25 protein-coding genes are annotated in these 22,143 nt (G+C 55.3%); 10 read left to right on the forward strand and 15 right to left on the reverse strand.

Annotated features, from left to right (window positions below; genetic code table 11):
* Positions 1-9 precede the first annotated feature (9 nt).
* A complete protein-coding gene (locus ACX3P1_RS13705; RefSeq protein ID WP_459080137.1) occupies positions 10-909 on the reverse strand; it encodes a hypothetical protein in 900 nt (299 codons plus the stop codon).
* 392 nt (positions 910-1,301) lie between these two features.
* Between ACX3P1_RS13705 and ACX3P1_RS13710 the strand changes: the two genes are divergently transcribed.
* Positions 1,302-1,496 carry a hypothetical protein gene (locus ACX3P1_RS13710; RefSeq protein ID WP_459080138.1) on the forward strand — a complete coding sequence of 65 codons (195 nt, stop codon included), beginning with the start codon at positions 1,302-1,304 and terminating at the stop codon, positions 1,494-1,496.
* A gap of 10 nt (positions 1,497-1,506) precedes the next feature.
* Here ACX3P1_RS13710 and ACX3P1_RS13715 read toward each other — a convergent pair whose 3' ends face one another.
* The 5 genes from ACX3P1_RS13715 to ACX3P1_RS13735 form a co-directional block, all read right to left on the reverse strand.
* Positions 1,507-2,736, reverse strand: coding sequence for a hypothetical protein (locus tag ACX3P1_RS13715; RefSeq protein WP_459080139.1), 1,230 nt, complete (start codon positions 2,734-2,736; stop codon positions 1,507-1,509).
* A 145-nt stretch (positions 2,737-2,881) separates the two neighbouring features.
* Positions 2,882-4,087, reverse strand: coding sequence for a plasmid replication protein RepC (gene repC / locus ACX3P1_RS13720; RefSeq protein WP_459080140.1), 1,206 nt, complete (start codon positions 4,085-4,087; stop codon positions 2,882-2,884).
* 157 nt (positions 4,088-4,244) lie between these two features.
* Positions 4,245-5,270, reverse strand: coding sequence for a plasmid partitioning protein RepB (gene repB, locus ACX3P1_RS13725; RefSeq protein WP_459080141.1), 1,026 nt, complete (start codon positions 5,268-5,270; stop codon positions 4,245-4,247).
* Positions 5,271-5,273: 3 nt separating this feature from the next.
* Positions 5,274-6,467, reverse strand: a complete 1,194-nt coding sequence (gene repA / locus ACX3P1_RS13730) for a plasmid partitioning protein RepA (RefSeq protein WP_459080217.1) — start codon at positions 6,465-6,467, stop codon at positions 5,274-5,276.
* Between the two features lie 303 nt (positions 6,468-6,770).
* A complete protein-coding gene (locus ACX3P1_RS13735; protein ID WP_459080142.1) occupies positions 6,771-7,916 on the reverse strand; it encodes a hypothetical protein in 1,146 nt (381 codons plus the stop codon).
* Positions 7,917-8,234: 318 nt separating this feature from the next.
* Here ACX3P1_RS13735 and ACX3P1_RS13740 point away from each other — a divergent pair, with 318 nt between their 5' ends.
* Positions 8,235-8,579 (forward strand): hypothetical protein, encoded by a 345-nt coding sequence (locus tag ACX3P1_RS13740; protein WP_459080143.1) that lies wholly within the window; start codon positions 8,235-8,237, stop codon positions 8,577-8,579.
* Positions 8,580-8,743: 164 nt separating this feature from the next.
* Here the strand turns inward: ACX3P1_RS13740 and ACX3P1_RS13745 are convergent, their stop codons facing one another.
* Positions 8,744-9,520 carry an IclR family transcriptional regulator gene (locus ACX3P1_RS13745; RefSeq protein WP_459080144.1) on the reverse strand — a complete coding sequence of 259 codons (777 nt, stop codon included), beginning with the start codon at positions 9,518-9,520 and terminating at the stop codon, positions 8,744-8,746.
* A 139-nt stretch (positions 9,521-9,659) separates the two neighbouring features.
* Between ACX3P1_RS13745 and ACX3P1_RS13750 the strand changes: the two genes are divergently transcribed.
* From ACX3P1_RS13750 to ACX3P1_RS13770, 5 genes are read left to right on the forward strand one after another with little or no spacing between them, the layout of a single operon-like run.
* Positions 9,660-10,637, forward strand: a complete 978-nt coding sequence (locus tag ACX3P1_RS13750) for a succinylglutamate desuccinylase/aspartoacylase family protein (RefSeq protein ID WP_459080145.1) — start codon at positions 9,660-9,662, stop codon at positions 10,635-10,637.
* Positions 10,638-10,695: 58 nt separating this feature from the next.
* A complete protein-coding gene (locus ACX3P1_RS13755; protein ID WP_459080146.1) occupies positions 10,696-11,739 on the forward strand; it encodes an extracellular solute-binding protein in 1,044 nt (347 codons plus the stop codon).
* A 2-nt stretch (positions 11,740-11,741) separates the two neighbouring features.
* Entirely contained in the window at positions 11,742-12,608 is an 867-nt protein-coding gene (locus ACX3P1_RS13760) for an ABC transporter permease (RefSeq protein WP_459080218.1), read from the forward strand.
* Positions 12,605-13,399 (forward strand): ABC transporter permease, encoded by a 795-nt coding sequence (locus tag ACX3P1_RS13765; protein ID WP_459080147.1) that lies wholly within the window; start codon positions 12,605-12,607, stop codon positions 13,397-13,399. The genes ACX3P1_RS13760 and ACX3P1_RS13765 overlap by 4 nt, the downstream gene beginning before the upstream one ends.
* A 10-nt stretch (positions 13,400-13,409) precedes the next feature.
* Positions 13,410-14,477 carry an ABC transporter ATP-binding protein gene (locus ACX3P1_RS13770; RefSeq protein ID WP_459080148.1) on the forward strand — a complete coding sequence of 356 codons (1,068 nt, stop codon included), beginning with the start codon at positions 13,410-13,412 and terminating at the stop codon, positions 14,475-14,477.
* Between the two features lie 39 nt (positions 14,478-14,516).
* Here the strand turns inward: ACX3P1_RS13770 and ACX3P1_RS13775 are convergent, their stop codons facing one another.
* A complete protein-coding gene (locus ACX3P1_RS13775) occupies positions 14,517-15,335 on the reverse strand; it encodes a hypothetical protein (protein ID WP_459080149.1) in 819 nt (272 codons plus the stop codon).
* 54 nt (positions 15,336-15,389) lie between these two features.
* Positions 15,390-15,734 (reverse strand): hypothetical protein, encoded by a 345-nt coding sequence (locus ACX3P1_RS13780; RefSeq protein WP_459080150.1) that lies wholly within the window; start codon positions 15,732-15,734, stop codon positions 15,390-15,392.
* A gap of 136 nt (positions 15,735-15,870) precedes the next feature.
* Here ACX3P1_RS13780 and ACX3P1_RS13785 point away from each other — a divergent pair, with 136 nt between their 5' ends.
* On the forward strand, positions 15,871-16,443 hold the full coding sequence (locus tag ACX3P1_RS13785) for a hypothetical protein (protein WP_459080151.1): 573 nt from the start codon (positions 15,871-15,873) through the stop codon (positions 16,441-16,443).
* Between the two features lie 19 nt (positions 16,444-16,462).
* Here the strand turns inward: ACX3P1_RS13785 and ACX3P1_RS13790 are convergent, their stop codons facing one another.
* Positions 16,463-17,359, reverse strand: coding sequence for a LysR family transcriptional regulator (locus ACX3P1_RS13790; protein ID WP_459080152.1), 897 nt, complete (start codon positions 17,357-17,359; stop codon positions 16,463-16,465).
* A 136-nt stretch (positions 17,360-17,495) separates the two neighbouring features.
* Here ACX3P1_RS13790 and ACX3P1_RS13795 point away from each other — a divergent pair, with 136 nt between their 5' ends.
* Both ACX3P1_RS13795 and ACX3P1_RS13800 read left to right on the forward strand, forming a co-directional pair.
* Positions 17,496-17,966 (forward strand): nucleoside deaminase, encoded by a 471-nt coding sequence (locus ACX3P1_RS13795; RefSeq protein WP_459080153.1) that lies wholly within the window; start codon positions 17,496-17,498, stop codon positions 17,964-17,966.
* Between the two features lie 35 nt (positions 17,967-18,001).
* Positions 18,002-19,369: a nucleobase:cation symporter-2 family protein gene (locus ACX3P1_RS13800; protein WP_459080154.1), complete on the forward strand. Its 1,368-nt coding sequence runs from the start codon at positions 18,002-18,004 to the stop codon at positions 19,367-19,369.
* A 38-nt stretch (positions 19,370-19,407) separates the two neighbouring features.
* On the opposite strand, the gene ACX3P1_RS13805 is transcribed toward ACX3P1_RS13800, so the two are convergent.
* The 5 genes from ACX3P1_RS13805 to ACX3P1_RS13825 form a co-directional block, all read right to left on the reverse strand.
* Positions 19,408-19,611: a hypothetical protein gene (locus ACX3P1_RS13805; RefSeq protein ID WP_459080155.1), complete on the reverse strand. Its 204-nt coding sequence runs from the start codon at positions 19,609-19,611 to the stop codon at positions 19,408-19,410.
* Positions 19,612-19,627: 16 nt separating this feature from the next.
* On the reverse strand, positions 19,628-19,873 hold the full coding sequence (locus ACX3P1_RS13810; RefSeq protein ID WP_459080156.1) for a hypothetical protein: 246 nt from the start codon (positions 19,871-19,873) through the stop codon (positions 19,628-19,630).
* A complete protein-coding gene (locus ACX3P1_RS13815; RefSeq protein ID WP_459080157.1) occupies positions 19,870-20,283 on the reverse strand; it encodes a hypothetical protein in 414 nt (137 codons plus the stop codon). The genes ACX3P1_RS13810 and ACX3P1_RS13815 overlap by 4 nt, the downstream gene beginning before the upstream one ends.
* Entirely contained in the window at positions 20,280-20,858 is a 579-nt protein-coding gene (locus ACX3P1_RS13820; protein WP_459080158.1) for a hypothetical protein, read from the reverse strand. Before ACX3P1_RS13820 ends, ACX3P1_RS13815 begins: the two co-directional genes overlap by 4 nt.
* A gap of 119 nt (positions 20,859-20,977) precedes the next feature.
* Entirely contained in the window at positions 20,978-22,102 is a 1,125-nt protein-coding gene (locus ACX3P1_RS13825; RefSeq protein ID WP_459080159.1) for a hypothetical protein, read from the reverse strand.
* Positions 22,103-22,143: the final 41 nt, after the last annotated feature.

Here is a 22,143-nt window from a genome sequence, read left to right on the forward strand (position 1 = left end):
CGCCCTCCCCTATTCCGGCAACCGAAACGCCCTCAGAAATTCCCGCATCGCCGCAGAGGATCGAGGCCAACTGTAGATGCCACGATCAAGCCAGCTCACCGTTTCCAACGCCGTCGTGTGTTTCCTCGCCCAGGCCACGAGGTCATTATGCGGCAACCGATATCGTGCACCATCGACGGAAATCTCGAGGGAAACACCACGGCCGACGAGATCTCTCCTGATCAGCGGCCTTTTTGTTTGAATCGCGTCGCCAGACGTGGTGCCGGCACCGTATGAATATGCGGGGTCTCCTGCAGGTCGGCCGAGGAAGGCATCAGGGTCGCAGTCTGCCAAGAACCGAGCCATGGTCTCCCCGTATCGACTGCGGTAGGCGTCGACCACCCATTCGATAATATCCTGGCGACCACCGTTGCGAGCCCATTCCTGTTTGGCGACCAGGAACACGTTGCAGGGGTGCAGGTTGACCATCATCCGCCGCGCGACCTCGTCGCGGGACCACGATTGCCAGTCGATATCTCGGTTCTTTGCCGTCAGAATATGGGCCGCATGAAACCCTGCCTGATTCAGGGTCTGAAACCTCGCCACATTGTGGAAATGGCACGGAAGGCCGGAGAACAGGGTTTCCGCATCGACGGGCAAAGTCTCCTCGGAAAGCAGGAAGGCATGCAGCCACCAAACAGGAGCGTTGTCCGTCGGCAGTATCCGGCTGCCGTCGGCCGTCCTGCAGGTTGTCCCGCGCTCCTGACCGCGAACGTATCGGGTCACATAGATTGGGTCGATGTCGGACAGGTGCCTGCGAAGCAGCTGATCGAACGCCTGAACCCTTGAGGCGGAAGGCAAATTCGGCTCGACGCAGAGCGCGAAAAACTCGGAAAACTTGCCGTCGAATTCTGCTGGTGGCGGGATCATAGTCGCCATCATCCCAAGATTGGACGAAGAATTTCCTAATATCGCACCACGCAGCGGGGCGCTTTTGTAAACATATTTGAGCTGAAAGCGCCCCGCCTGTCGGCTGATGATTACGAATGATAAAATTGGCTTATCATTCGTATTTTGAGACATCCCCAAACCGTGATCCCGATCTCAATTTTGGCACCTATCCGTGAACAATTCGTGTCCCTGCCTCTCGCTCGGCCGCCGGCGATTATCATCCGCCTGATTTCACTAATTTATCCATCGGCTTCAGTGGAAGCGAACGCCAGTTGGCTACCATTTGAGACGAATGCGACCTCGTCCGTTTACGATCCGTATCCCTGACTCTGGCACCTCTTCATCGCGTGGGCGCAACCCGGAGACGACGAATGCAATCCAATTTCGGCCACGCACGCGAGTTGCTCGAGCAAGCCTGGCTGCACCTACAGGGCGACGACGAAACCAGCGTGAAATCTCGCCTTGCGATCGATATCCTGGTTGAGGCGGTGGCGAGGGCCGAGCATTCGAAGCCGTACCGGCAGGCCGAAATCGTAGACTTCAGGACGGCGGAGCGGCGTTCGTGATCGGTGTCGGCTATTCCTGTCCGGCAGCTTGCCGCAGATTTTCGTCAAAAGTCTCGATCCAAAAGCCCATTGCATTAGCGGCGACCAGTTTGGGAGGGAGAATTGTACGATGTTGGACATCCCCGGTTACCGAGTCCGTGAAAGTGACCAGCTGACCGCCCTCTGCGGCATCGGCAATCTTAAAGTCGTGGCCATCGTGGATGCCTAAATAGGACTGCAACGGAGCGAGAAGAGTGCCATCGATTGTAGCGCCCGCGGATTCCGACTTTGCTATCGGCGCATAACGTGCGCTGGCTTCCTTATACAATTGCATCATCTCAGCTGCTGCTGCCTGTGCCTCACGAGTTTTGCCTCCGTCAGCCAATATCCGATAGGTTTCACCCATCGCCGTCATGTTTCGTTCAGCGGGCGGCAGCATTCCAGCATGGTCTACAGAAAGGGCAATTAACTGCATTAGATTTTGGGGAGTGCTGGGTAATTTCGCATCTGCGAGTATTTGCCATTCAAAGGTACCTGGTTCGTAACCCATCGCAAGCTCGGCGTATCTTTTGGGATCCATGATCTTCTGGCTCACAATTTCGCCAGATTGCTCGTCGGTGACGGTCACGGTGTATATGCCATTTTCACCCTTGGTGACTCTGAAATCGCTCGCGTTGGGGATGTTTGCGTATGCCGCGACAGCCGCTTTGGTTGCCTTATTTAGTTTGTCTTTCTGCAAAGCTGCTTGGGCGACTGATGGAAATTGACGGGCGGCATTCTGGTAATATTGGAGCATGAGTTTGGCGCTTTCCTGCGCCCGTGCAACATCGCCACGGTTAGTATAAAACTTGTACACCTCGGCCATGGCCCACATGTTACGCTCACTTACAGGCAGTTTGCGGTCAGGGTCGATCTTGTCGATGACCTGTCGCATCATTCCATCCGGCTCACCACTGTAGCCTTTGAGATAATTTTGGCGCAGCTTCTCCAATTCAGGGTCTTGGATCGCCTCATCATTTTCACGCGCGCGATCTTTTGCAGCCCGCTTTAAGCCCTCACGGACAGCACGGCGTCCCGCTTCCCACAGGTCGTTGGTGGGCGCTTCCACGTCTCCTTGCATCCCGCCATCGACGCGTGAAGACGGTAGAGGGGCATCCTCAGGTAATGCAGGATGACTGGTCTGCGCGATCGCGACCCCGGTGTAGGCCGAAGCGAGAGACAAAATAGCTAACAAAAAGAGCGGGCGGCCATTCATCTGCATTGAGACCTTCTAGAAGATTGTACAGTTTTGGGTTTGCAAAAAACCCGTGGAGCAGCCGAGATCGAGAAACCACGTTGGACCACTTCGCAAACGGATAACAGGTAATGCTTAGTCTCATTACTGCAAACCATCTCATCAAACCTCGTCATCCCGCCATCCTCGCCGTCGCCCCATTCGACTTAAACGCCGCCATGAGCATCGGGCCAACCGAAAACTCCCCTGCCCTCGCCTTCTCGGTCAGCGCCCGAAGATAACCGCCCGCCGAATTGATGTGCTGCGCCCTCTGCAGGATGCAGGCGACGACAATCGCCGCGGTTTCCGGCCCCATCGTGTGGCAAGCATCCTCGTACGCGGACGGCGAAACCCCAAGATATCCCCTCACCTGGGCTGTCGTGGCCATCAAATCGTGCCAACTGCCTATCCCGTCGACGGCGTAATCGACGATTTCCGGACAGGCTTTCAGCACAAAGCCTAGCGGATACCCTTTCGGCGGTTCCCGCGTTCCCCGTTCAGGCTCAACCGTTGCCCCGCTTTTTTCGGAAGCAGGTTCAAGTTCAAATAGGGCATATGTATTTGAGTCAGATTGTTGCGGCTCATTATGAGACTCATTGCCGCTCGGATTCTGACTTTTCATGAAGCTTTCCAGCATCATGTCCACTTTTTCACGCAAGGTCGATAGGTGCTCTACGATAGCCGCCAGTTCGTGCAGGGCGGCTTTGCGCGGGATAGCCTCCACAATCTCACGGAAACGCCTCCACAGGCCTCCCCAGTCGCCAGGAACGGCTTCCTCGATCGCTGCCTCGATCAGCTTATGGATATCACGACGATGCAGCGTGATCCGCTCGCGCATCAGTTTGAGGCCACGGTTCTCCGCACGGATCCGTTCGGCCGCTTGCTGAAACTCTTCGGATCGCGCAAGAAGCGGTGCGAGCGAGAAACCAAAGGCATCTTCAAGCCCCCCTTGCCTGTCCTTGCGGGCGTATCGCTTGCCGTTCGGGCTATCCCGCCGGGTAATGAGACCGCAATCCAGCAGCGCTGCCAGATGCCGCCGCAGCGTCGCATTCGCCATCCCATGCGCCCGAAGCGACAGCTGCTTGTTCGACGGGAAGACAATCAGCCCGTTCTCTTCCGACAGCTCGCTATCCGGATAGAACGACAGCAAGCCGGCTAAGACGGCCAGTGACCGGTCCCCGATACCGACAAGGCTCTTGCCTTCGCATAGATCGCGGTAGACCTGCCATTTGTCGACGGCCTTCCCTTCAGGGATTTCTTGCGAATCCTTCTGCGCTGCCAACAAGGCAAGCGTCATCGTTCGGCTCCCAAAGGGAGTCGTTGCAATACCCGTTTCCATTTCCTTCTTCGCCTTTATTCAGGCAAAAGATTCCTGCTCGCCGAATCGACGTTGAACTGCTTGACACTGATTCGTGGAAATGCGATTCTCGGAGTGCTTAAGTTCTGAGAGAGGCTTCCACGGTTCGCCGTTCGGGGGCCTTTTTCTTTTGCGGGTTTCAGTTCTCCGTTTTCGACTTCCTGAAAGCCTCGTAAAGGCTGTCCAGATTGCCAGTTATCCAATCCGCGAAAGGCTTCGCTTCGGTCTTTGTGATCTCGAGCGAGACGCCTTTCGGGCGTGATTTGGCGACGACGCTAACCGATTTGTCGTCTGGAGCCCAGGATTGCGTGGTTGCCTCAGTTCGCTCCGTTTTGGCTGCCGCCTGTTTCAGCAGGTCGTAGACAGCTTGAAATCTGGCATCGCTTTTCTCGACGATGAAATCCTGTTCCTGAACGAGCTTCGTGGCTTTCGCCCGCTTGCCCTTCTCGTCCAGCAAGTCAGCCAGTTCGGCCCACCGGAGGCGTCCGAATGCCGGAGCGGCACCGATGGCCTCGATCAGTTCAGGCGGCAATCGCCTGATCAGGGCGATCATGCGTGAGAGAGCGGCCTTGTCGACACCAAGAGAGGCCATGATGATTTCACGAGGAAATCCACGATCTTCGAGCCGCGCACCGAAAAACGACCGCTCGATGAATGAGAGATCCGTGCGTGAATTGTTTTCCTGCCCTTGAGAGACAACGAGCTGCTCATCCGTAAGTTCGCGTACAACGGCCCTCACCCGCCGCCCGAGTTCCTTGGCGGCTGCCAGACGGCGGTGCCCGTAGGCAACCTGATATCGCCCTTCGCCCTGCGGATGCGGTCGCACCAGGATCGGCACCTGCTGGCCGTGTTCCTTTATCTGGGCGACCAAAGAGGCGTTGTCTTCGGCGTCGACACTCAAGCGATCTACAACAAACGACCCGTCAACAAACGCAGGATCGAGTTCAATGATCACCTGGCCTGCGGCAAGCTGCTTTTCGATCTCGTCGGCTCGTTGGGCGCGAGAATTGATGTTTTCCAGCGACTGAGAGATCGCACCGACCGGGCTTGCTGGCCTGATAGATCTTTCGAGACCGAGCAATGGACGCCCCAACTTTGGCTGCACGGGTGCTGAAGTTGCTTCAGTAGGCTCCGGTGCCAGATCGAATACGTTTTTTCTAGCCATGGACTACTTCCTCCCCCACGTGCTGCGGATGAGGCCTTCTATCTCGCCGTTCACAAGCGTCAGGGATTCCAGAGCTCGCTCATACGTACCCCGTGTAAACGCTGCCTTGTCCACTTCGTAGAGCGTCTGTTTCGTCAATCCGGCATCGGAAACCGCGGTTGATTTCAGCATCGAATGTTCGAGAACCCGCTGTCCGAAGATGGAGCGCATGAAGCCCGCCATCTGGCTTTGTGGTCCATCATTGGGCTCGTAACGCGTCACCAGATAGCGCATCCAATCGTACTCTGTGCTGCCACCCGCGTTTTCGACGACCGAAAGCAAGTCACCCGTCATATGCAGGAACTGGCTCATGGACATGACATCGAGCATCTGCGGGTGAACGGTAATTAGAACGGCGGTTGCCGCGCAAAGTGCCGATAGCGTCAAGAATCCGAGTTGCGGCGGGCAATCGATGATGACGATGTCGTAAGCGCTTTCGATGTCAGCAAGGCTTTCGCCGATACGAGAAAAGAACATCGAGCTGTCCTGTGTCCGTTCGGACAGCGCCTTGGGCGTGGTGTGCTCGAATTCCATGAGCTCGAGGTTACCGGGCACCACGTGCAATCCGGGCGTATACGTCTCTCGAACTATTTCCGAGATATGGCGGCGGCTTTCATCGTAGCGGATTGCGCCGTAGATGGTCTCTCCCTCGCCTACGTCGAATTCTGGTTGATGACCGAACAGGGCTGACAGTGACGCTTGCGGATCGAGATCGATTGCCAACACGCGATACCCGCGCAAAGCCAGATATTGAGCGAGATGGGCGGACGTCGTGGTCTTCCCTGAGCCACCTTTGAAGTTCATAACGCTGACGATCTGCAGCTTCTCACCTGAGCGACGGTGCCGAACATACTTCGGAGCGCCCTTCCCTCCTTCGTCGAGAACCCGGCGCAGCTCTTCGATGTCGTTCACCGAATACAGACGCCGGCCATTTGGCAATGGCTGCGGACCGTGGCCGTCTGCAACGATCTGTCGAAGGTAGCCCTCGTGGATGCCTATGAAGTCGGCAGCCTCAGAAGGTGTGAACAACCTTATGGTTTTTTGCGCAGTCGGCGGAAATGTGCGAAGTTGATGAGCCTGAAGTTGACGCGACAGCTCGCTGGCGTCGGCCATAATCTGACTACGAAGAGTCAATGAGACGCCTTCCGCTTCCGACATATTGGTGATGGCCACGAACCGCGCTCCCGAGATCTGCGCTTATTTTCGCCAACCATGCAAAAATGCGCTGATCCAATTAGCCAGATTCGGATTGCAATGGCAAACTCTTTAAAGTTAACAGAAAGTTAACTCGATTTCCGGTGTCGGCATCGTTCGAGTTGTACGCGTACAACTCATTTTTGTCTGAACCGGAGATTTCCTCAAAGGCTGACATAACCACCCTACGGAAGTATCAGTTGTACGTGTGCAACTTTATCAGGCCGCGATACCACGACTGTCATCCCGGAGCATGTGCATGAGCAACTAAATCGGACTCCTCACGCCTTCAGGCACAAGCCCACCGTCAATCGCCTCAGCGGCCCTGGTCTTCCAATGCGCAGCGGTCTCATCATGAATCGCCACAGCCCTTCGGATGACGCGATCGTAGCCAACAGGCAATCCCGGTTGAATACTTGCAATCCGTTCGGGATCGAAGCCGTGATCCTCCTCGGCCGCAATCATGACATCGGATGCCCAGTCCTGGAGATGCCACTGCAGGAAATCGATGACGGCAGCGTGGGGTGAAATCTTCTTGGTGTCGTCGGACCAAGACACGATCGATGTCGGGTGCCTGCCCATGATTTCGCCGACCTTCTCGAAGGTCATTTCCTTGAAGACAGAGCGCAGGTCACGAAATCTCATCTTTTGCGCCAGGCGCTCCTCGCTTGACAGGAACCGGGCATCCTTGCCGTGCATAGCGGCATCGTAATTCACAAACGCGGCTTCTGTGATCCGGTCAATAGCGTCCTCAGACGTTTCCGCCGGCGATCTTTGGGCAGTCAAGAATTCCATTACGCCGACCGGACCGTACACATTTACAAACCAGAAATTCAGGGCCGTCGCCGACGATTGGGTGAAGGGATCAGATGATCGAGACGCGTCAACATCTGCGTATTCGACCACGCTCAGGGTGTCGTCGACGAGCTTGCGCATTTCATCACGGGTCTTCGGCTTCGCCAAAAACAGGTACCGTTCCCATGCCGCGTCGAGGGCGTCCCGTTTCGAGAGACCGGCAACCGTCAAATGTCCGAGGCGACCCGTCGAACCCACGATGTCGATACGATTGCTGCTCATCACGAATGTCTCTGCCGTCCCCGGCACGTTGCCATGAGGCATCGAGACACCACTTTCGAATTCTTCCCGAGTCAATGGATGCGCAGCCTCACGCAGGGCGGCCATCTTCAGAATTTCGGCAGCGCGTGCACCGACGAGATCGGCCATCTGCTGGAGGCGCTCGGGGGAGGGGGCATTCGAGGTGTCGAGGCTCGTTTTGAGATACGAGACCACGGCCGGTCGACTGAGCCCCATACGGATCGCGATCTCGGCGTTCACCCACCCGGTAGCTGCACAGAGGCGAGCCCATACGTCCTTGCGGTGCTGTTTGATGTCGTCGGCAATCTTAGCGGTCATTGCTTATCCATGATGACTATTAATTGAGCATGGGTTAGCCTGAAACGGTTGTCAACGACATAAGATCCCGGTATCAAGAGAATGTAAGCAGCTTACGCGCATGCCGGAGCGGTTATGGGCCGCAATGGACACGGCCCGAAGGGTCGGCCCGGGAGAGACCCGAATATCTCTCTCTAGAACCTCAGAATTTCATGAAATCAGTCATTCCCGCCACCTCGTTGGCGGGGCGCGTACTATGTAATACAATCTCGCTATTTGTCATAGACGAATGCGCATGAGCCCGGTAATCCTGAGAGTTCAGGGCAGGGGAGCCAACATATGACAGCAGAAGTAATCCAACTCGCGGATCGACGGGATCAAAAAGCCGTCGCCGATGCGGAAGACATCGGCAGGCAGATGGCAGACCGACAGGAATTCCATGATGCCTTTAGGGTCGAAATGCGTGCTGCCTTCGATAGACTGAAGGGCCGCCGGCACGGCGTAATGGATCACCTGGCGTATCATGAATTCGAAATCTGGGTCGCCGACCGGATCATGGTGAGAAAACGAATGTCGGAAGGACTCCGGAAGCTGCGGGAACAGCGAAACGAGAGCAGGGGAGGGGATTCGAGCGAGGAGGAGCGCCTGCAGCGGGTTATCGCGAACGAACCCACGATGGATTGAATTAGGAAGTTGGTGGAAACTGAACTGAAGGGGAGGGAGTTCAGAAGGTCGCCGGGAAATGCACCGACGAAAGATTGGTGGTGGAAGTCAAAAACACAGGAAACTCCGCCAACCAACACACGGGCAACTCCACGAGGCTTCCGGCTTCTTAAAGAGTGTCACCGTCAAGAAAGGGATATCGGAGCCGTCTGATTTTGCCAGAATGGATCATGCATTTCTGTGCCGATCTCTTTTGCGTGAATGAAAATATCCTGAGTTAGCATGTTGAGGGTTTCTTCATTCGCGGCATTGGTGGGGAAAGAAAGGCAGAAGCCAATTTTTTCGCCCGACTGCCGATCCTCAAGGGCTGCCCCGATCGATGAAATTCCGGGGGTTATAAGACTGTAGCTTAACGCGATGCCTTTTGCACGAATGTTCGCAAGTGTTCGGGTTACGCGTTCTTGGTTAAAACCGTGGATTTCCTTTTGCGGAGTTTTCAAGCCAAGGACCTCGAACACAACCTCATCGGTTTGGCGAGCAAGAATGGATTGGCCAATAATTGAATCAAACGCGAACTTGCGCTCGGCAACTTTTGCCGAATGTTGCAGAGCATACCAGCCCTGACGCGCGATCAACAAAACGCGTTCGCCGCCGATCACGGTTCCCGCGTGTCCCGTGAAACCATATTTTTCCACCAGTAATTTCAGCGCAGCATCGACTTTGTTGAGGCATGTGTGGCGCGCGTAGTAGTGTTGCGCCATCTCCAAAACACGGCTTCCCATCCCGTAACCAGCGCCCGGATACTGCCGCTCCAGCAATCCAGTTTCACATAGCGTCTTTAATGTTCGTGAGACTGTCGCCTTCGGCAACCCAAGAATCTCTGCAACCTCCGTCACCCGTAATATCGGCCGCGTCTCGCCAATGAGCGCAAGAATGCTCAGCCCGTTTTCCAATGAACTCATAATTCGAACATCCTCGCAAAGCCCATTTGTTCCACATAGCACAAATGGGGAGACGTATGTGAAATTTTCCTTTACAGCGAACGCTTACCTCCAGTTAATTGCGTGCATCTCTATGCATGAGATGACAGGAGACGGCTTCTTGCTCGACAAAATTGAACGCAAAGTTGGAACGGTCACCCGCGGGGTGGTAAGACTCGGAGACTATCCCGACGGCATGCCCATCGACTCTCCGGTTATGATCGCAACCGGCAGCCAAGATGGGCCGACATTGTGGGTACAGGCACTGATCCACGGCCCGGAGGTAGTCGGGCCGACCGCGATCCTGAAATTTTTGAGAACACTGGACATTACACAGTTGCGGGGGTCGATCATCTTTATGATGTCAGCCAATCCGCTTGGTTTCCGTGGCTACAATCGCTTAACGCCACAAGATGGATACAATCTGAACCGCGTCTTTCCGGGAGATCCCCAAGGACACCTATCCTATCAGCTTGCAAGTCGTCTGCTTGACCTTTCAATCAACCACTCGGATGCGATGCTTGATTTGCATTCTGGTGGCGATCTGACGATCACTTGCCATTATACGCTATTCCATAATAACGGGACCGCCGAAGGCAAGGAATCTGAACGACTTGCCTGGGCAAGCGGTGCTCCAAATATTTGGAACTCGCTAGAACCTAGCCTCGATGGTGGTCATTTCACCCAATACACAAAGATGGGCAAAAAGCCCTGTCTTATCGTCGAAAGCGGCGGTGGGGCACGCGTGCTGGATCACGATATCGAGCGCCTGGATTGCGCCATCAGGGGAGTCGCACAGGCTATGGACATGCTTCCCGGTGAGCCAGTCGTCCATCCAGAATATCGATTGGGCGGAGACGCCATCCATCTGAAATGCACACGCGGCGGCTTATTCATGCCTCGTGTTCAAGAGGGTGAAGACGTCATCGAAGGCCAGCATCTGGGTCACATTATCAACTTCTACGGTGACGTTGTTGAAGATATCCGATGTCCGGTGAAGGAAGCGTGGATTGGCTCGATCCGTCGACCGAATATGGCGATCTACAACGGTGATCAGGTTTTCGAGATCGTCGAAACGAAAGGACGCGTCACGCGCTAAGAGTGAGGGCAACCATCTGCTTCAGTATGTTTAAGGCTGCAAAAAGAGGAATAGAAAAATGCATGAACTCAGAATGACCCGCCGAAACCTCCTTTCAGGCATCGCTGCTATCGGGGTTCTCCCGTTTCTGCAAAGCGCTGCCTTATCGCAGAGCGGTATATTCAAGGACAGATCTCTAATCAGCAGCGGCTTCGGCGGCTCCACGATGGACATAATTGGAGATGCCGTTTTCAAACCCTTCGATGCCGAGACAGGCGCAACGACCACACAGGTGCCCATGCAGTCGGCGGCAGCACTGGCACGGATGATCGCGGAGAAGGGAAATCCGCAGATCGATATGTACCAATTTTCTGGCGGTCAGGAGATCGATGCGACAAAAAAGGGGCTGACACAGCCAATTAAGGGTGCGTCGCGAATGGAGTCGCTACCGGACGCCATGAAAGATCCAGAAGGTAACTGGGTTGCGTGGGCCGTGATCGCCGAGGGGCTTGTGTATCGAACGGACAAATTTCCGGAACCACCAACGAGCTATCAGGATTTTTTCCGCCCGGAGTTGAAGGGGCATATCGCTTTTCCAGCGATCACTAACGGCTACGGCACTGATTTCCTCGTTATGTTGGCAAAGACATTTGGCGGTGACGAAGACAATATAGACCCCGGGTTTGAGGCGATGGCAAAACTGAAAGGTGAGACGATCTTTGCTGCAGCTTCTGACCTGCCAACATTATTCGGGCAAGGCGACATCTGGCTGATGCCCTACGATACAGGCAACACCTATAAGAACCAGCAGGCGGGCTTGCCCATCGCGTTTGCATCGCCGAAAGAGGGCAGCCCAGCTGTCAAGATTACCGCATGTATTGCGAAGGGAGCACCAAACGCCGACGTGGCGGGCGCTGCGATCGATCAGATGCTTTCTCCGGAGGCCCAAATCAAGATAGCTGACAGCATGCGTTGGACGCCGACCAATCCCGAAACGGTCCTCCCAGCCGAACTCGCACAACACGTGCCGAATGTTTCGCAACTTGTTTCACTCGATCGAGAAAAGATTAACGTGAACCGTGCGGCTTGGATCGAGCGTTGGAACCGCGAGATCGCATCGTGACAATGACCGCTCCCGTGAATGGAAATCCATTTCCTCGGGGGCGGTCATTCTCTCTCGCCGTGGTGCTGCTCGCGCCATGCGTTCTGCTCTATATCATCTTCTTCGCATGGCCACAGGTTGCGCTCCTAATGCTCGGCTTCCAGGGCACGGATGGTTCATTCACCCTGAGTCTCTACACGAAATTCCTGACAGATCCATATTACTTGCGTCTACTCTGGCGCACTCTTCTGATGGGCATTGCAACGACCGCAATCACAATTGTTTTTGGCGTTCCGTTGGCATATCTGCTGGCTCGATCTCGCTCGAAATGGGCGGTTCTAATTCTAATCATGACCACTTTTCCGCTCCTGGTAAGCGCTGTTGTCCGTTCGTTCGGTTGGATGGTTCTCCTGTATAGGAACGGATTTGTGTCCGATCTCATGCAATGGCTGTATCTGACCGATGGTCCGACGCAACTGATGTATACCCTGCCGGGCACCATCATCGCCCTCGCACAGGTGCTTCTGCCAATTATGGTGTTGAGCCTGTATGCCGTGTTCCGATCAATCCCTCGCGATCTGGAACTGGCCGCGATGTCGCTTGGGGCAAGTCCGTCTGTGGCCTTGTGGCTCGTGACGATGAGATTGGCCAAAGGGGGCCTTTTTTCCGGCTCTCTTCTTGTTTTTTCGATGGCAATCAGTTCATTCGCGACACCGAGCCTTGTTGGCGGACCCAGGGCAGCGGTGATGGCTACATCGATTTACGAGCTCACTATGACCGTTCTGGATTGGAACTTCGCCGCTGTGCAGGCAACGATCCTGCTGATTTCAGTACTGATCCTTGCCACGATCTACGGCAGGATAATTAACGGAGGGCCGCCTCTAAAATGACCTTTCGGATGCTTTCCCCTTTAGGATTGACGTTACTGGTCTTGGCTACGCTGGCGATGATTTACCTTCTTGCGCCGATCGCGGTTGTGGTGGTTTCTCCATTAGGGGACACTGGCTACCTCGCCTTCCCACCGCAAGGTTTGACGTTCAAATGGTATGCGGCGGCCCTCCATGACGGGCGCTACCTGACAGCGTTTTTCTTCAGCTTAAGGTTGGCTGCATTTACGGCTCTCTTTTCTTCTGCCCTTGGCATCTGTGCGGCATATGCGATTACTCGCTACCGCTTTCCCGGAGCCAAAGCTCTGGAAACTCTGTTCATGTCACCCCTGATCCTGCCTACGCTGGTGATGGCAGTAGCGCTCACGACTTATTTCTCCCATTACAACATGCCAACGGGTACCTGGCGTCTGGTGGTAGCGCATTCCGTCATCTGTATCCCCTACGTAATAAGGATCGTCCTCCCCTTACTTCAGCGTTTCGATCGAAGCCTTGAGGAGGCCGCGCTCAGTTTGGGGGCAACACCGCTTGGTAGCTTCTTTCTTGTTTTAGTTCCGGTTATCCGGCCTGCCCTTATTTCAGGCGCAGCAATGGCTTTCGTTACCTCCTTCGACGAAGTGGTGCTGGCACTGTTCCTATCTGTACCGGGGAAAGCGACCCTACCGGTTATGATTTACTCGTCGGTGCAATTGGGGTTCGAACCGCTTGTCGCTGCCGTCGCGGGACTGCTTGTGTGTCTGACCGCAATCATGATGGTGCTCTTTCATTTCTTTGGACTGCGCACGCGCAGCTAACAGGCAAACAATGGAAATAGAACTGAAGAACCTGTCCAAGTCCTACGGCAAGATGAAAGTCGTCGACGGCCTAACTCTAGGGTTGGAAAAGGGAGAAATGGTTGCGCTTTTAGGCCCGTCTGGTTGCGGAAAGACGACGACGTTGCGCATGGTTGCAGGGTTCGTAGATGTCACTGCCGGCGAAATTCATCTGCGAGGACGTGAGGTAACCCGTATTCCTTCATACAAGCGGGACTGCGGTTTGGTATTCCAAAATTATGCATTGTTTCCCCACATGACTGTCAATGACAATATCGGCTTTGGACTTCGGCGGCGAAAAGTCCCTTCTGCCCAATGTGTCGAGCGTGTCACGAAAATTTTGTCAATGATGCAACTCGACGGACTGGGAGACCGATATCCGGCGCAACTTTCAGGCGGCCAGCAGCAACGGGTCGCGGTTGCCCGAGCACTCGTAATCAACCCAGCAATTCTACTGCTGGATGAGCCCTTCTCCAACCTTGACGCCAAACTGCGCGATTCAACGGGGCAGGAGTTGCGCCACATACAGCGCAGCCTCGGCCTGACCTCCATTTTCGTAACGCATGACCAAAATGAGGCTATGGGTATTGCGGATCGGATCGCCGTTATGAACAAGGGTGTCATCGAACAGCTGGGCTCGGCAGTGGAAATTTACAGTAAGCCTGCGACTCGCTTCATCGCCTCCTTCATAGGCAAGGCAAACTTCGTGCCTGCGAAGGTGGTATCCAGCAAGGATTATGTCGTGGAACTTCCGGGTGGCACACGATTGCAGATCGAACCACAATCCTTACCAGCGGATGCAGAAGACATCGACCTTCTGATACGCCCTGAGAACATTCGAATTACTGATTCCAGCCAGTATGGAATAAAGGCAACGCTGGGAGACGTCGTGTATCAAGGTGCGAACGTTAGAGTTCGCGCGACGACGCAAGACGGCTTGGACCTGCTAGTGGAAGTTCCCAGCCGTCACCTCAACGATATTTCACCAGAAGCAGGCCTGGTTAATCTGGTCGCGGACACAAAATTTGCTAGGGCATTTCCGCCTTCCGGAAATGCGTAACCTCGCCTTCTGTTGTCCCTTGCTCATTCACCCAACCGGTCAGGCCGCAACAGGCGTTTTCTCGTATTTCTCCAGCGCCGTCATGACCATTTGGGTTTCCGGCACTTCGAACGACCCGTATGAAAGAGAAAGAGGTCTATCCGCTTCGGCTGCTACAAGGATATCTAACGCCCACTTGTGCCTGATTTTGCCCAACTCTCTGATCACGCCATCAGGCGGCATATTCGACTTCAAGGGTTCGAACCAAGCATTCACCGAGCCGATCGAGTAGCCTGTGGCCTCTGCGATGTCCTTGTTCTTCATTTTGAGATCGTTGCGCAAAGACCGAAACCTGTCTTTTACAAGATGCCGTTGCTGGGCAGGATCGACAACCGGCAAAATCCGGTTCGTCTGACGTCTGTAGTGATCCCAAGCCTTCGACAAGATTTCATCCTGCATCTCGGACAGGTCACGCCCCTTGCGAGGCACGTTGATCCGGTCGAGGAGCCCCGAGCGGCCGACAATATCGATCGGGTACGACGACGGCACATCACCAGCGACGCCGTGCTCGTCTTCATACGAGATCTTGAAATCCAGCTGCTGCATGATCGGACGCAAGAAATCCTCCTTGACGAGTGGGTTCCTGGCCTCATCAATCCAGGCCTCGACCAGGATATCCTTGGTCCGTCCGATGACGATTTCCCGGAACCTCTCCAGGATTTCATCCTTCGGTCCCAAGGTCGTATCGTTTTCGAGATCGCGCAGCCATGATGCAATCATTGAACGCGAGATTCCAACGACAGCAGGGGCGGAGTCGACCGTGAGGCCGCTCGCCCTGAACAACGCACGAAACGCTGCTTTTCTTGTTGCCTTGTCCATGTGCACCTCGCCTTCTGTAGTCCTCTTATGTGCCCCCGTGTTGCAAGCGACAATTCAAGCCGCCAGCAACACCATATTTTCATGTTCGGGCTCGGGTTCGCTTCTCTGGCTGGCGACAACGTCATCGATGAGGCTCCCGAGATGCTTTGCAGCGTCAACAGCATCAACGAACTCGATGCAATTCCTATTGCCGCCGACCTCGATGAAATCCTTCGTCGCCGTACGCAGCGCCGTGTAGCTCTCATTGGCCACAGCCAGCGCATCCTCGTGGCTGAACTCGGCAATGCGGTTTCCCCAAACCTGACAGGCCTTCAGAAATCCGGCCGCGCCGTTGGCGTCATCGATCCTGGCGGCCATCTTGCCGAGCAGGATTCTCCCCTTTATTGTTCTCATGTCCATTGTCATCTCCTCCTGTCTGTTTCTTATTCACCTGCATTTAATGTATAGTAAGCTATGTCTTTTGTCAATAGACGGAAGACAATATTTAAAGGACTCATGGATTTCCTATGAGATTCGTATGGCAACGCAGGGACACATGAACACGGAATCCATCATCGCATCGGCAACCTCAACTGCCTTCGGCAAACCTCTTGTGAACAACGTCCTCCGGTCGATCATAAGCGAAGCCATCGTTGATGCCGCCCTCGACGACAACTGGACATGGTGCTCGGCCGATTGGGCAGGCATCGATTTCCAGCATGCAGACGGCACCCGCCTCGAGGTAAAGCAATCGGCCGCCCTGCAGAGCTGGCAGAATGCAGACAAAAAGCCTTCACAGAGCCGTTTCGATATCGCCCGACGTTCGGGCTTCTGGGAAAGCAGCATCACGTGGATACCGACACCGGGAAGAAATGCCGACATCTACGTCTTCGCTTACCACCCCGTCACCGACGACGCCGTTGCCGACCATCGGGATCCATCGCAATGGCTGTTCTATGTCGTCGAGGAATCGGGGTTGCCCCGGGTAGCTAAAACGATATCGCTGGCAGCCGTGAGAAAGCTTGTTGATCCGGTTGGTGTCGATGAACTGAATAAGACGGTTTTCATACTCATCAAGGCCGCCCGGTGTGCGTGGGCGGAAGGCGATATTGAGATCGTGGGAGCCTAAGAAATCCTCGCTTGGGACTTCACTGGTCACGGGTTTCCTCGACGAGCCGATTTGCCAATGCCGTAAGCACTCGCGCGATCCCGGCATCCGTTTTTCTGTTTGACGCCGTGCAGATATAGAGGCGCTCTTTCAATCTCCGATTTTCCAGCGGGACGAAGCCGAGAAGCCCGCTCCGAACATCGTTCGAGACATCGTACCAGGTGAGGAAGCTCACGCCCTTATCGGCGGCGACAAAACGGCGAATGAGGGCTATCGAACTGCTACGTAACACGATTTGGGGGTCGGATCGGCTCCGGAACAATTCAGCGTTCAACCTCGGGTGCAGCGACAGACTTCTGTCTGGGAGGCAAAGCGGCCATTGCAGGCAGTCCTCAATGCGGATCGAGGTCTTTCCGGACAGATCGATCCCCATCCCGTGAACAAGACCGAGAACGCAGTCTTGTTCAAAGAGAATCCGGAGTTGTGAAACACGGGGCACATTGAACGCGGCGATAGCATCCAATTCATTTCGCAACAGCAATTCCGTCAGGTGGCTAGTGCTGCCAACCGTCACTTCGAAATTGGTCGAGGGCAGACCAGATCCTTCCAGTGGTAGCGCGCTCGAAGCTAGGCACTCCATGATTCCAAGTCGAATTGTGACAGACGGCTGGTTGCTACGCTGATGAAGCGAACTTCGAAGGGTTTCCTCATCCGCCAGCCATGCCTCAGCATGCTTGAGCAGAGCCTTCCCCTGTGCCGTCAGTTCAATGCCTTGCGGCAACCGCACGATAAGTGCTGCACCAAAGTCCCGCTCCAGAATCTGAACCTGGCGGCTTAATGCCGACGGTGAAATATTCAGCTTTTCAGCTGCTCCCCGGATCGATCGCTCCCCTGCAATTTCCATGAAGGAACGCAATTCGCGTGAGAATGCAGTCATCTCTATCACCCATTTTAGGAGAACAGCAGCCTACCGAGTGTTCTAATTTTCGCAACACTCTGACCGATTCATTCGTCTTGATTCCTCCACTGACTGGCACATGCTGCCATGACCACAAAACCATTGGAGGAAGACGTTGCGGACCGACATTGAGTGCCTTCGAGAAGCCATCGAAATCTCCCGCAAGAGCAGGGAAGCCGGAAACCACCCGTTCGGTTCGACATTGGTCGGCCCAAAGGGTGAAACCCTGATCTCTTCCGGCAATACGTTCTCCGAGGACAAGGGCATCGGCCACGCCGAGCTGAATGTCGCTCGTGACGCTGCGAAGAAATACGATCCGGAATTCCTTGAGCAATGCACCCTGTACACGTCCGTGGAGCCCTGCAGCATGTGCTCAGGCGGTGCCTATTGGGCTGGTATCGGAACCGTCGTCTACGGCCTTACCGAGAAGCGTCTTGCTGAATTGACGGGCGACAATCCCGAAAACCTGACGATGGACCTGACATGCCATCGCATTTTCGACGCTGGTCAGCGGAAGGTCCAGGTGAGGGGACCGTATCCGGAGTTGGAGAAGGAAATCGTCGAGGTACACGAAGGATTCTGGTGATCGTCCAATAAGGTCACCAACCACGGGAGGGGAAAATGACATCATTAGCAGCGGAGAGGCCTTCAACAGCGGTGTGCGCCGTCGACGAAGTGCTGCCTCCTGTCAAAATGAGCGCGCTTGCTCTTCAGCACGTGCTCGTCATGTACACGGGAGCAATCGCGGTGCCGTTTATCATCGGCAGCGCCCTTCATCTAACCCAGGAGCAGGTCGCCTTTCTGATACAGGCCGACCTAATCACCTGTGGGATCGCCACCATAATCCAGACCGTCGGCGTCTGGCGGTTCGGCGTAAGAATGCCACTGATGCAGGGCGTCACCTTTGCATCAATCTCTCCAATCATTGCGATTGCCAGCGATCCATCGATCATGGGAGGCGGTCCAAATGCCGGATTACAGGCTGTTTATGGGTCTGTTATCGCCGCAGGCATCTTCGCAATCATCATGGCACCAATCGGAAAGCATGTGGTGCGGATTTTCCCACCGGTGGTGGTCGGCTCTGTCCTGACGGTCATCGGACTGAGCTTACTCCCGGTTGCGATCCAGTATGCCGCTGGCGGCTTCGTCGATGATGCCGGAGCGCCCGGATACATCGGGCTGGCATTCTTTGTCCTGGCAACGATCATCGTCATCAATGTCGTGGCGACAGGCTTCATCCGAAACATCGCCATCTTCATTGGACTCATCCTGGGCGTTATCGTCGCTGGCTTCACCGGGATGCTGGATTTCAGTGCCGTCCACGATGCGAAGGTGGTCTCGATCATCACGCCGTTCCACTTCGGCATGCCTACGTTTCATCTGCTCCCGATCGCAACGATGTGTCTGGTGGTCGCGATTACCTGGGTGGAATCCATCGGCGATACCATCGTTGTCGGCGACATGGTTGGCAAGAAACCAACTGCACGGACGATTTCAGATCTGATCCGTGCAGATGGGCTGGCGACAATTCTCGGCGGGATCATGAATTCCTTCCCATACACAGCGTTCTCGGAGAACGTAGCGCTCGTCAGCATCACGGGCGTCAAAAGCCGATGGGTCGTCGCACTGGCTGGCGGTTTCCTTGTCGTGATCGGCTTGTCGCCATTTCTGGCAACAGCCGTTGCGGCCCTGCCGAAGCCGGTTGTCGGGGGCGCAGGTTTCATGATGTTTGGCACGCTCGTCGTCGTTGGCATGAAGACGCTGAAGTCCGTAGATTTCGACTCCAGCTTCAAGAATTTCATCGTGGTCGGCATCAGCGTAGCAATGTGCATGATCCCAATCATGAACGCGAAATTCTTCCAGTTCATGCCCGACTGGTCTCAGGTATTGTTCACCTCGCCCGTAATCATGGGGGCCGTGACAGCCATCATCCTGAATGTCGCGCTCAACGGGGTCGCAGCCAAAGGCGCATCGCTGGCTGCAGAATGAGATCGTTGCGGGGGAAGTAACTCTTCCCCTGCAAATCCCTACCAAGACCGGACGATCTTCATCAAAACAAACCCGATGCCGCCCTTCCTGATTTTGGGCTGCTCGATGACAATCGGCTGCATGTCCTCGATCGCCAACTTCTCACCGTAACGGGCACCGGCACCTGGTGCGGCCGCCACCATCATCAGGGCGATGACAAGGCCGCCGCCGGCGGCCGATATGCGGGTCGGGGACCACGTCATAATTGGAAACCCTCCCTCAATTTCCGACAGCCTCGTAATCGACACCGACTTCTTCGAATTCCTCCCGAACCCAGCGATCAGCCGCCTTCTCAAGACGCCGACTGATTACCCAGGCCGCCGCTGTCATCGCCAGAAAACCGACAACCCCGACTGGCCATCCGAAGCCACGGGCAACGAATGCGGATGCGAACGGAACAATGACTGTAGCCGTCCCGTCGAATTGCCGATTGCAAGCAAGACCGATATAGCGAAGCCGGATCATGATCGCTCCAAGACTGGAGTGAAGTCGATCACACCTTTCAGGACTTCCTGCATTATCGCATCGATGCGCTCCACTTCCCGCATCTTCAGCTCGTGACGGGCTTCAGCCGACGTGGAAAAGACACCAATACCGAACGCCGACATCCCGAACAGGGCAGCCTGGATGACAAGGACGGCACCGACGAGGGTATTGGCGATCTTGCCAACCCTTCGGCAGACCGTGACAAAATAAAAGATGCCAATAATGACGATCATTGCCAGCGCGATTGCAAATGACATCCAATTTATGTCGAAGCTCGGATAATCGACGAGCAACGTTGGCGTGTACTGAAACGCCAGGACGGTATAGCCTGCCGCATATATCATCCCGATGACGACCGCACAGTCGCTTGGTTTCGGTAAAATGCTCATGCCGCCACCAGCCGTTTCTTCGGGCCACGTGAATGGGCGTCCACCCAAATTTTCGTCTTCACCCTCCCGCCGGGACCCGTCCCTCGGGTTGTCCAATAGCCCTTGATCTCTTCCCCACAGGCATCCGGGTTCGCCACGCGGACACCTTCCGGTTTGGATCGCATAAAGGCCGGGGGAACGGGTCGCCGAAAAGGATTCAGCGTCATGTCGACAGAAGGTGTCGGATCAACACGCTGCCTCTCGGAAATCTTGAAACCTGCCAGCGCCTTGTCGTCCGCCATTTTCGTGATGATTTCCCGCTGCCTGTCGGTGATCACGATGTCGGACACTGAATGCAGGTAAAAGCCCTTGCGGACATCGACGACATACCAGCCGTCGCCCTGGCGCTCGATTTCCACAATCAGGCGATCCCGCAGGAAACCGACTTCGAAACCGAGAATTCGCCGGCAGCCGACGAAATCGGGTTCGCTCATTCCGGTTTCATAAAGCCGGGTTTCGCATTCCAGGGATTCAATCAGGATGCGTTCCTGGGCCTCCTTGCGGCCAGTCGATTTGGGGCCGGTTTCCGCGATCATTGCTGCGCGAACCGAAGCCAGATTACCGATGGCAATAGGATTGAATGTTTGCTTCTCCATGATTGTTGCCCTCCTTTTATGTGATTATCATGTGCTTATATGCATAGCATCAGTTCAAGCTAAGCCGCCTCGTCACCCCACCCGTTATCGTTCGCCGAACGCAGTATCCGGATTGGCGTAACGGGCGTCGAACTCGCGTCGCCGCGCATGAATGGAGCAATCCACCTTACACGGCGCTTGCTGTGACCGGGCCCGAACGCTTGCAGTTTGAAATGGCCGCGAACCTGATGGCGACGGCCAATTTGACGAGATGACGGTTCCTTGTCAGAGGGATCCCGTTCCACCGTGGTGCCGGTCACTTTCAGGATCGAGAACAATGAAAACTTCTTGGCGACCTGACGAGCCTTTCGTCCGCCGCGGCGGGGATCGTCTGCTGCTACATATGGAAGGCGTTCCAACGGGGCAGGGCGGTTTTCTTCCTCGGTCTGGAGGTACGCGACCGTCAGCCAGGTGAAGTCCTCGAGATCGGAAAGGACATCCGACAGAACGAGTTTATCTTCGCGCAGCGCGGCATCGAACAGGCTGTCGTTGCCGCCGAGCACGTCGAGGGATCCCTCGAAGAACCCATCTGCTATCCCGTCCCGTATCTCCGGAGCCCCGACCGGTTCCTCGCCCTCGTTCCAGATGAGCCGGACACCGTGATTGGAGTCGGCCGCCGTGAACACGGCGACAAATGTTGCCTTGCCCTGATGAGCATTGGGCATCACAAACAGGGCGCGCAACTGAACATTTGTGTCCCCGAGCATGTATGCGCGATGCGGCAGATCGAGGTAGACGCGGGAATATTCCTCCACGGTCGTCCGCCCCAAATCTCTGATGTCGTCGGTGATATTGGCTTCGGCCAGATCATGGACGGCGTCGGTATCGAGGGCGGCCGCCAGAGGTGCGGCACCGTTCCAGCGTGTGGAAGCGAATGGCAGAACATGGATACCCTGGAAGCCACAGGCCTCCCAAATGGCATACGGGATGCCCTTCTCGAGCATCCGTTCTTGCCATCCGGTATTCCTGGTCGGCTCCACATTATTGTAGAGAAACCGCCCCGCGCGCTCGCACGACCAGCAGAAGGCAACGCCCGGATTGTCGAGATCTGGCAACATGCCGGTGCCGTCAATTTTCGAGCGTTCGCTAGCCCGTCGGTACGGTGCCAGGCATTGGGAAGCATACCAATCCAACCATGTTTGCATTTGTCTGCCTCCCTGATTTCAATGATTATCTATTCCGGCTT

Source organism: Mesorhizobium sp. A623, from assembly GCF_054489405.1.

Coding starts and splice junctions, on each gene's coding strand:
- ACX3P1_RS13705 (WP_459080137.1), bottom strand. CDS start 909: ATGATCCCGCCACCAGCAGAATTCGACGGCAAGTTTTCCGAGTTTTTC.
- ACX3P1_RS13710 (WP_459080138.1), top strand. CDS start 1,302: ATGCAATCCAATTTCGGCCACGCACGCGAGTTGCTCGAGCAAGCCTGG.
- ACX3P1_RS13715 (WP_459080139.1), bottom strand. CDS start 2,736: ATGCAGATGAATGGCCGCCCGCTCTTTTTGTTAGCTATTTTGTCTCTC.
- repC (WP_459080140.1), bottom strand. CDS start 4,087: ATGGAAACGGGTATTGCAACGACTCCCTTTGGGAGCCGAACGATGACG.
- repB (WP_459080141.1), bottom strand. CDS start 5,270: ATGGCTAGAAAAAACGTATTCGATCTGGCACCGGAGCCTACTGAAGCA.
- repA (WP_459080217.1), bottom strand. CDS start 6,467: ATGTCGGAAGCGGAAGGCGTCTCATTGACTCTTCGTAGTCAGATTATG.
- ACX3P1_RS13735 (WP_459080142.1), bottom strand. CDS start 7,916: ATGACCGCTAAGATTGCCGACGACATCAAACAGCACCGCAAGGACGTA.
- ACX3P1_RS13740 (WP_459080143.1), top strand. CDS start 8,235: ATGACAGCAGAAGTAATCCAACTCGCGGATCGACGGGATCAAAAAGCC.
- ACX3P1_RS13745 (WP_459080144.1), bottom strand. CDS start 9,520: ATGAGTTCATTGGAAAACGGGCTGAGCATTCTTGCGCTCATTGGCGAG.
- ACX3P1_RS13755 (WP_459080146.1), top strand. CDS start 10,696: ATGCATGAACTCAGAATGACCCGCCGAAACCTCCTTTCAGGCATCGCT.
- ACX3P1_RS13760 (WP_459080218.1), top strand. CDS start 11,742: ATGACCGCTCCCGTGAATGGAAATCCATTTCCTCGGGGGCGGTCATTC.
- ACX3P1_RS13765 (WP_459080147.1), top strand. CDS start 12,605: ATGACCTTTCGGATGCTTTCCCCTTTAGGATTGACGTTACTGGTCTTG.
- ACX3P1_RS13770 (WP_459080148.1), top strand. CDS start 13,410: ATGGAAATAGAACTGAAGAACCTGTCCAAGTCCTACGGCAAGATGAAA.
- ACX3P1_RS13775 (WP_459080149.1), bottom strand. CDS start 15,335: ATGGACAAGGCAACAAGAAAAGCAGCGTTTCGTGCGTTGTTCAGGGCG.
- ACX3P1_RS13780 (WP_459080150.1), bottom strand. CDS start 15,734: ATGGACATGAGAACAATAAAGGGGAGAATCCTGCTCGGCAAGATGGCC.
- ACX3P1_RS13785 (WP_459080151.1), top strand. CDS start 15,871: ATGAACACGGAATCCATCATCGCATCGGCAACCTCAACTGCCTTCGGC.
- ACX3P1_RS13790 (WP_459080152.1), bottom strand. CDS start 17,359: ATGACTGCATTCTCACGCGAATTGCGTTCCTTCATGGAAATTGCAGGG.
- ACX3P1_RS13800 (WP_459080154.1), top strand. CDS start 18,002: ATGACATCATTAGCAGCGGAGAGGCCTTCAACAGCGGTGTGCGCCGTC.
- ACX3P1_RS13805 (WP_459080155.1), bottom strand. CDS start 19,611: ATGACGTGGTCCCCGACCCGCATATCGGCCGCCGGCGGCGGCCTTGTC.
- ACX3P1_RS13810 (WP_459080156.1), bottom strand. CDS start 19,873: ATGATCCGGCTTCGCTATATCGGTCTTGCTTGCAATCGGCAATTCGAC.
- ACX3P1_RS13815 (WP_459080157.1), bottom strand. CDS start 20,283: ATGAGCATTTTACCGAAACCAAGCGACTGTGCGGTCGTCATCGGGATG.
- ACX3P1_RS13820 (WP_459080158.1), bottom strand. CDS start 20,858: ATGATCGCGGAAACCGGCCCCAAATCGACTGGCCGCAAGGAGGCCCAG.
- ACX3P1_RS13825 (WP_459080159.1), bottom strand. CDS start 22,102: ATGCAAACATGGTTGGATTGGTATGCTTCCCAATGCCTGGCACCGTAC.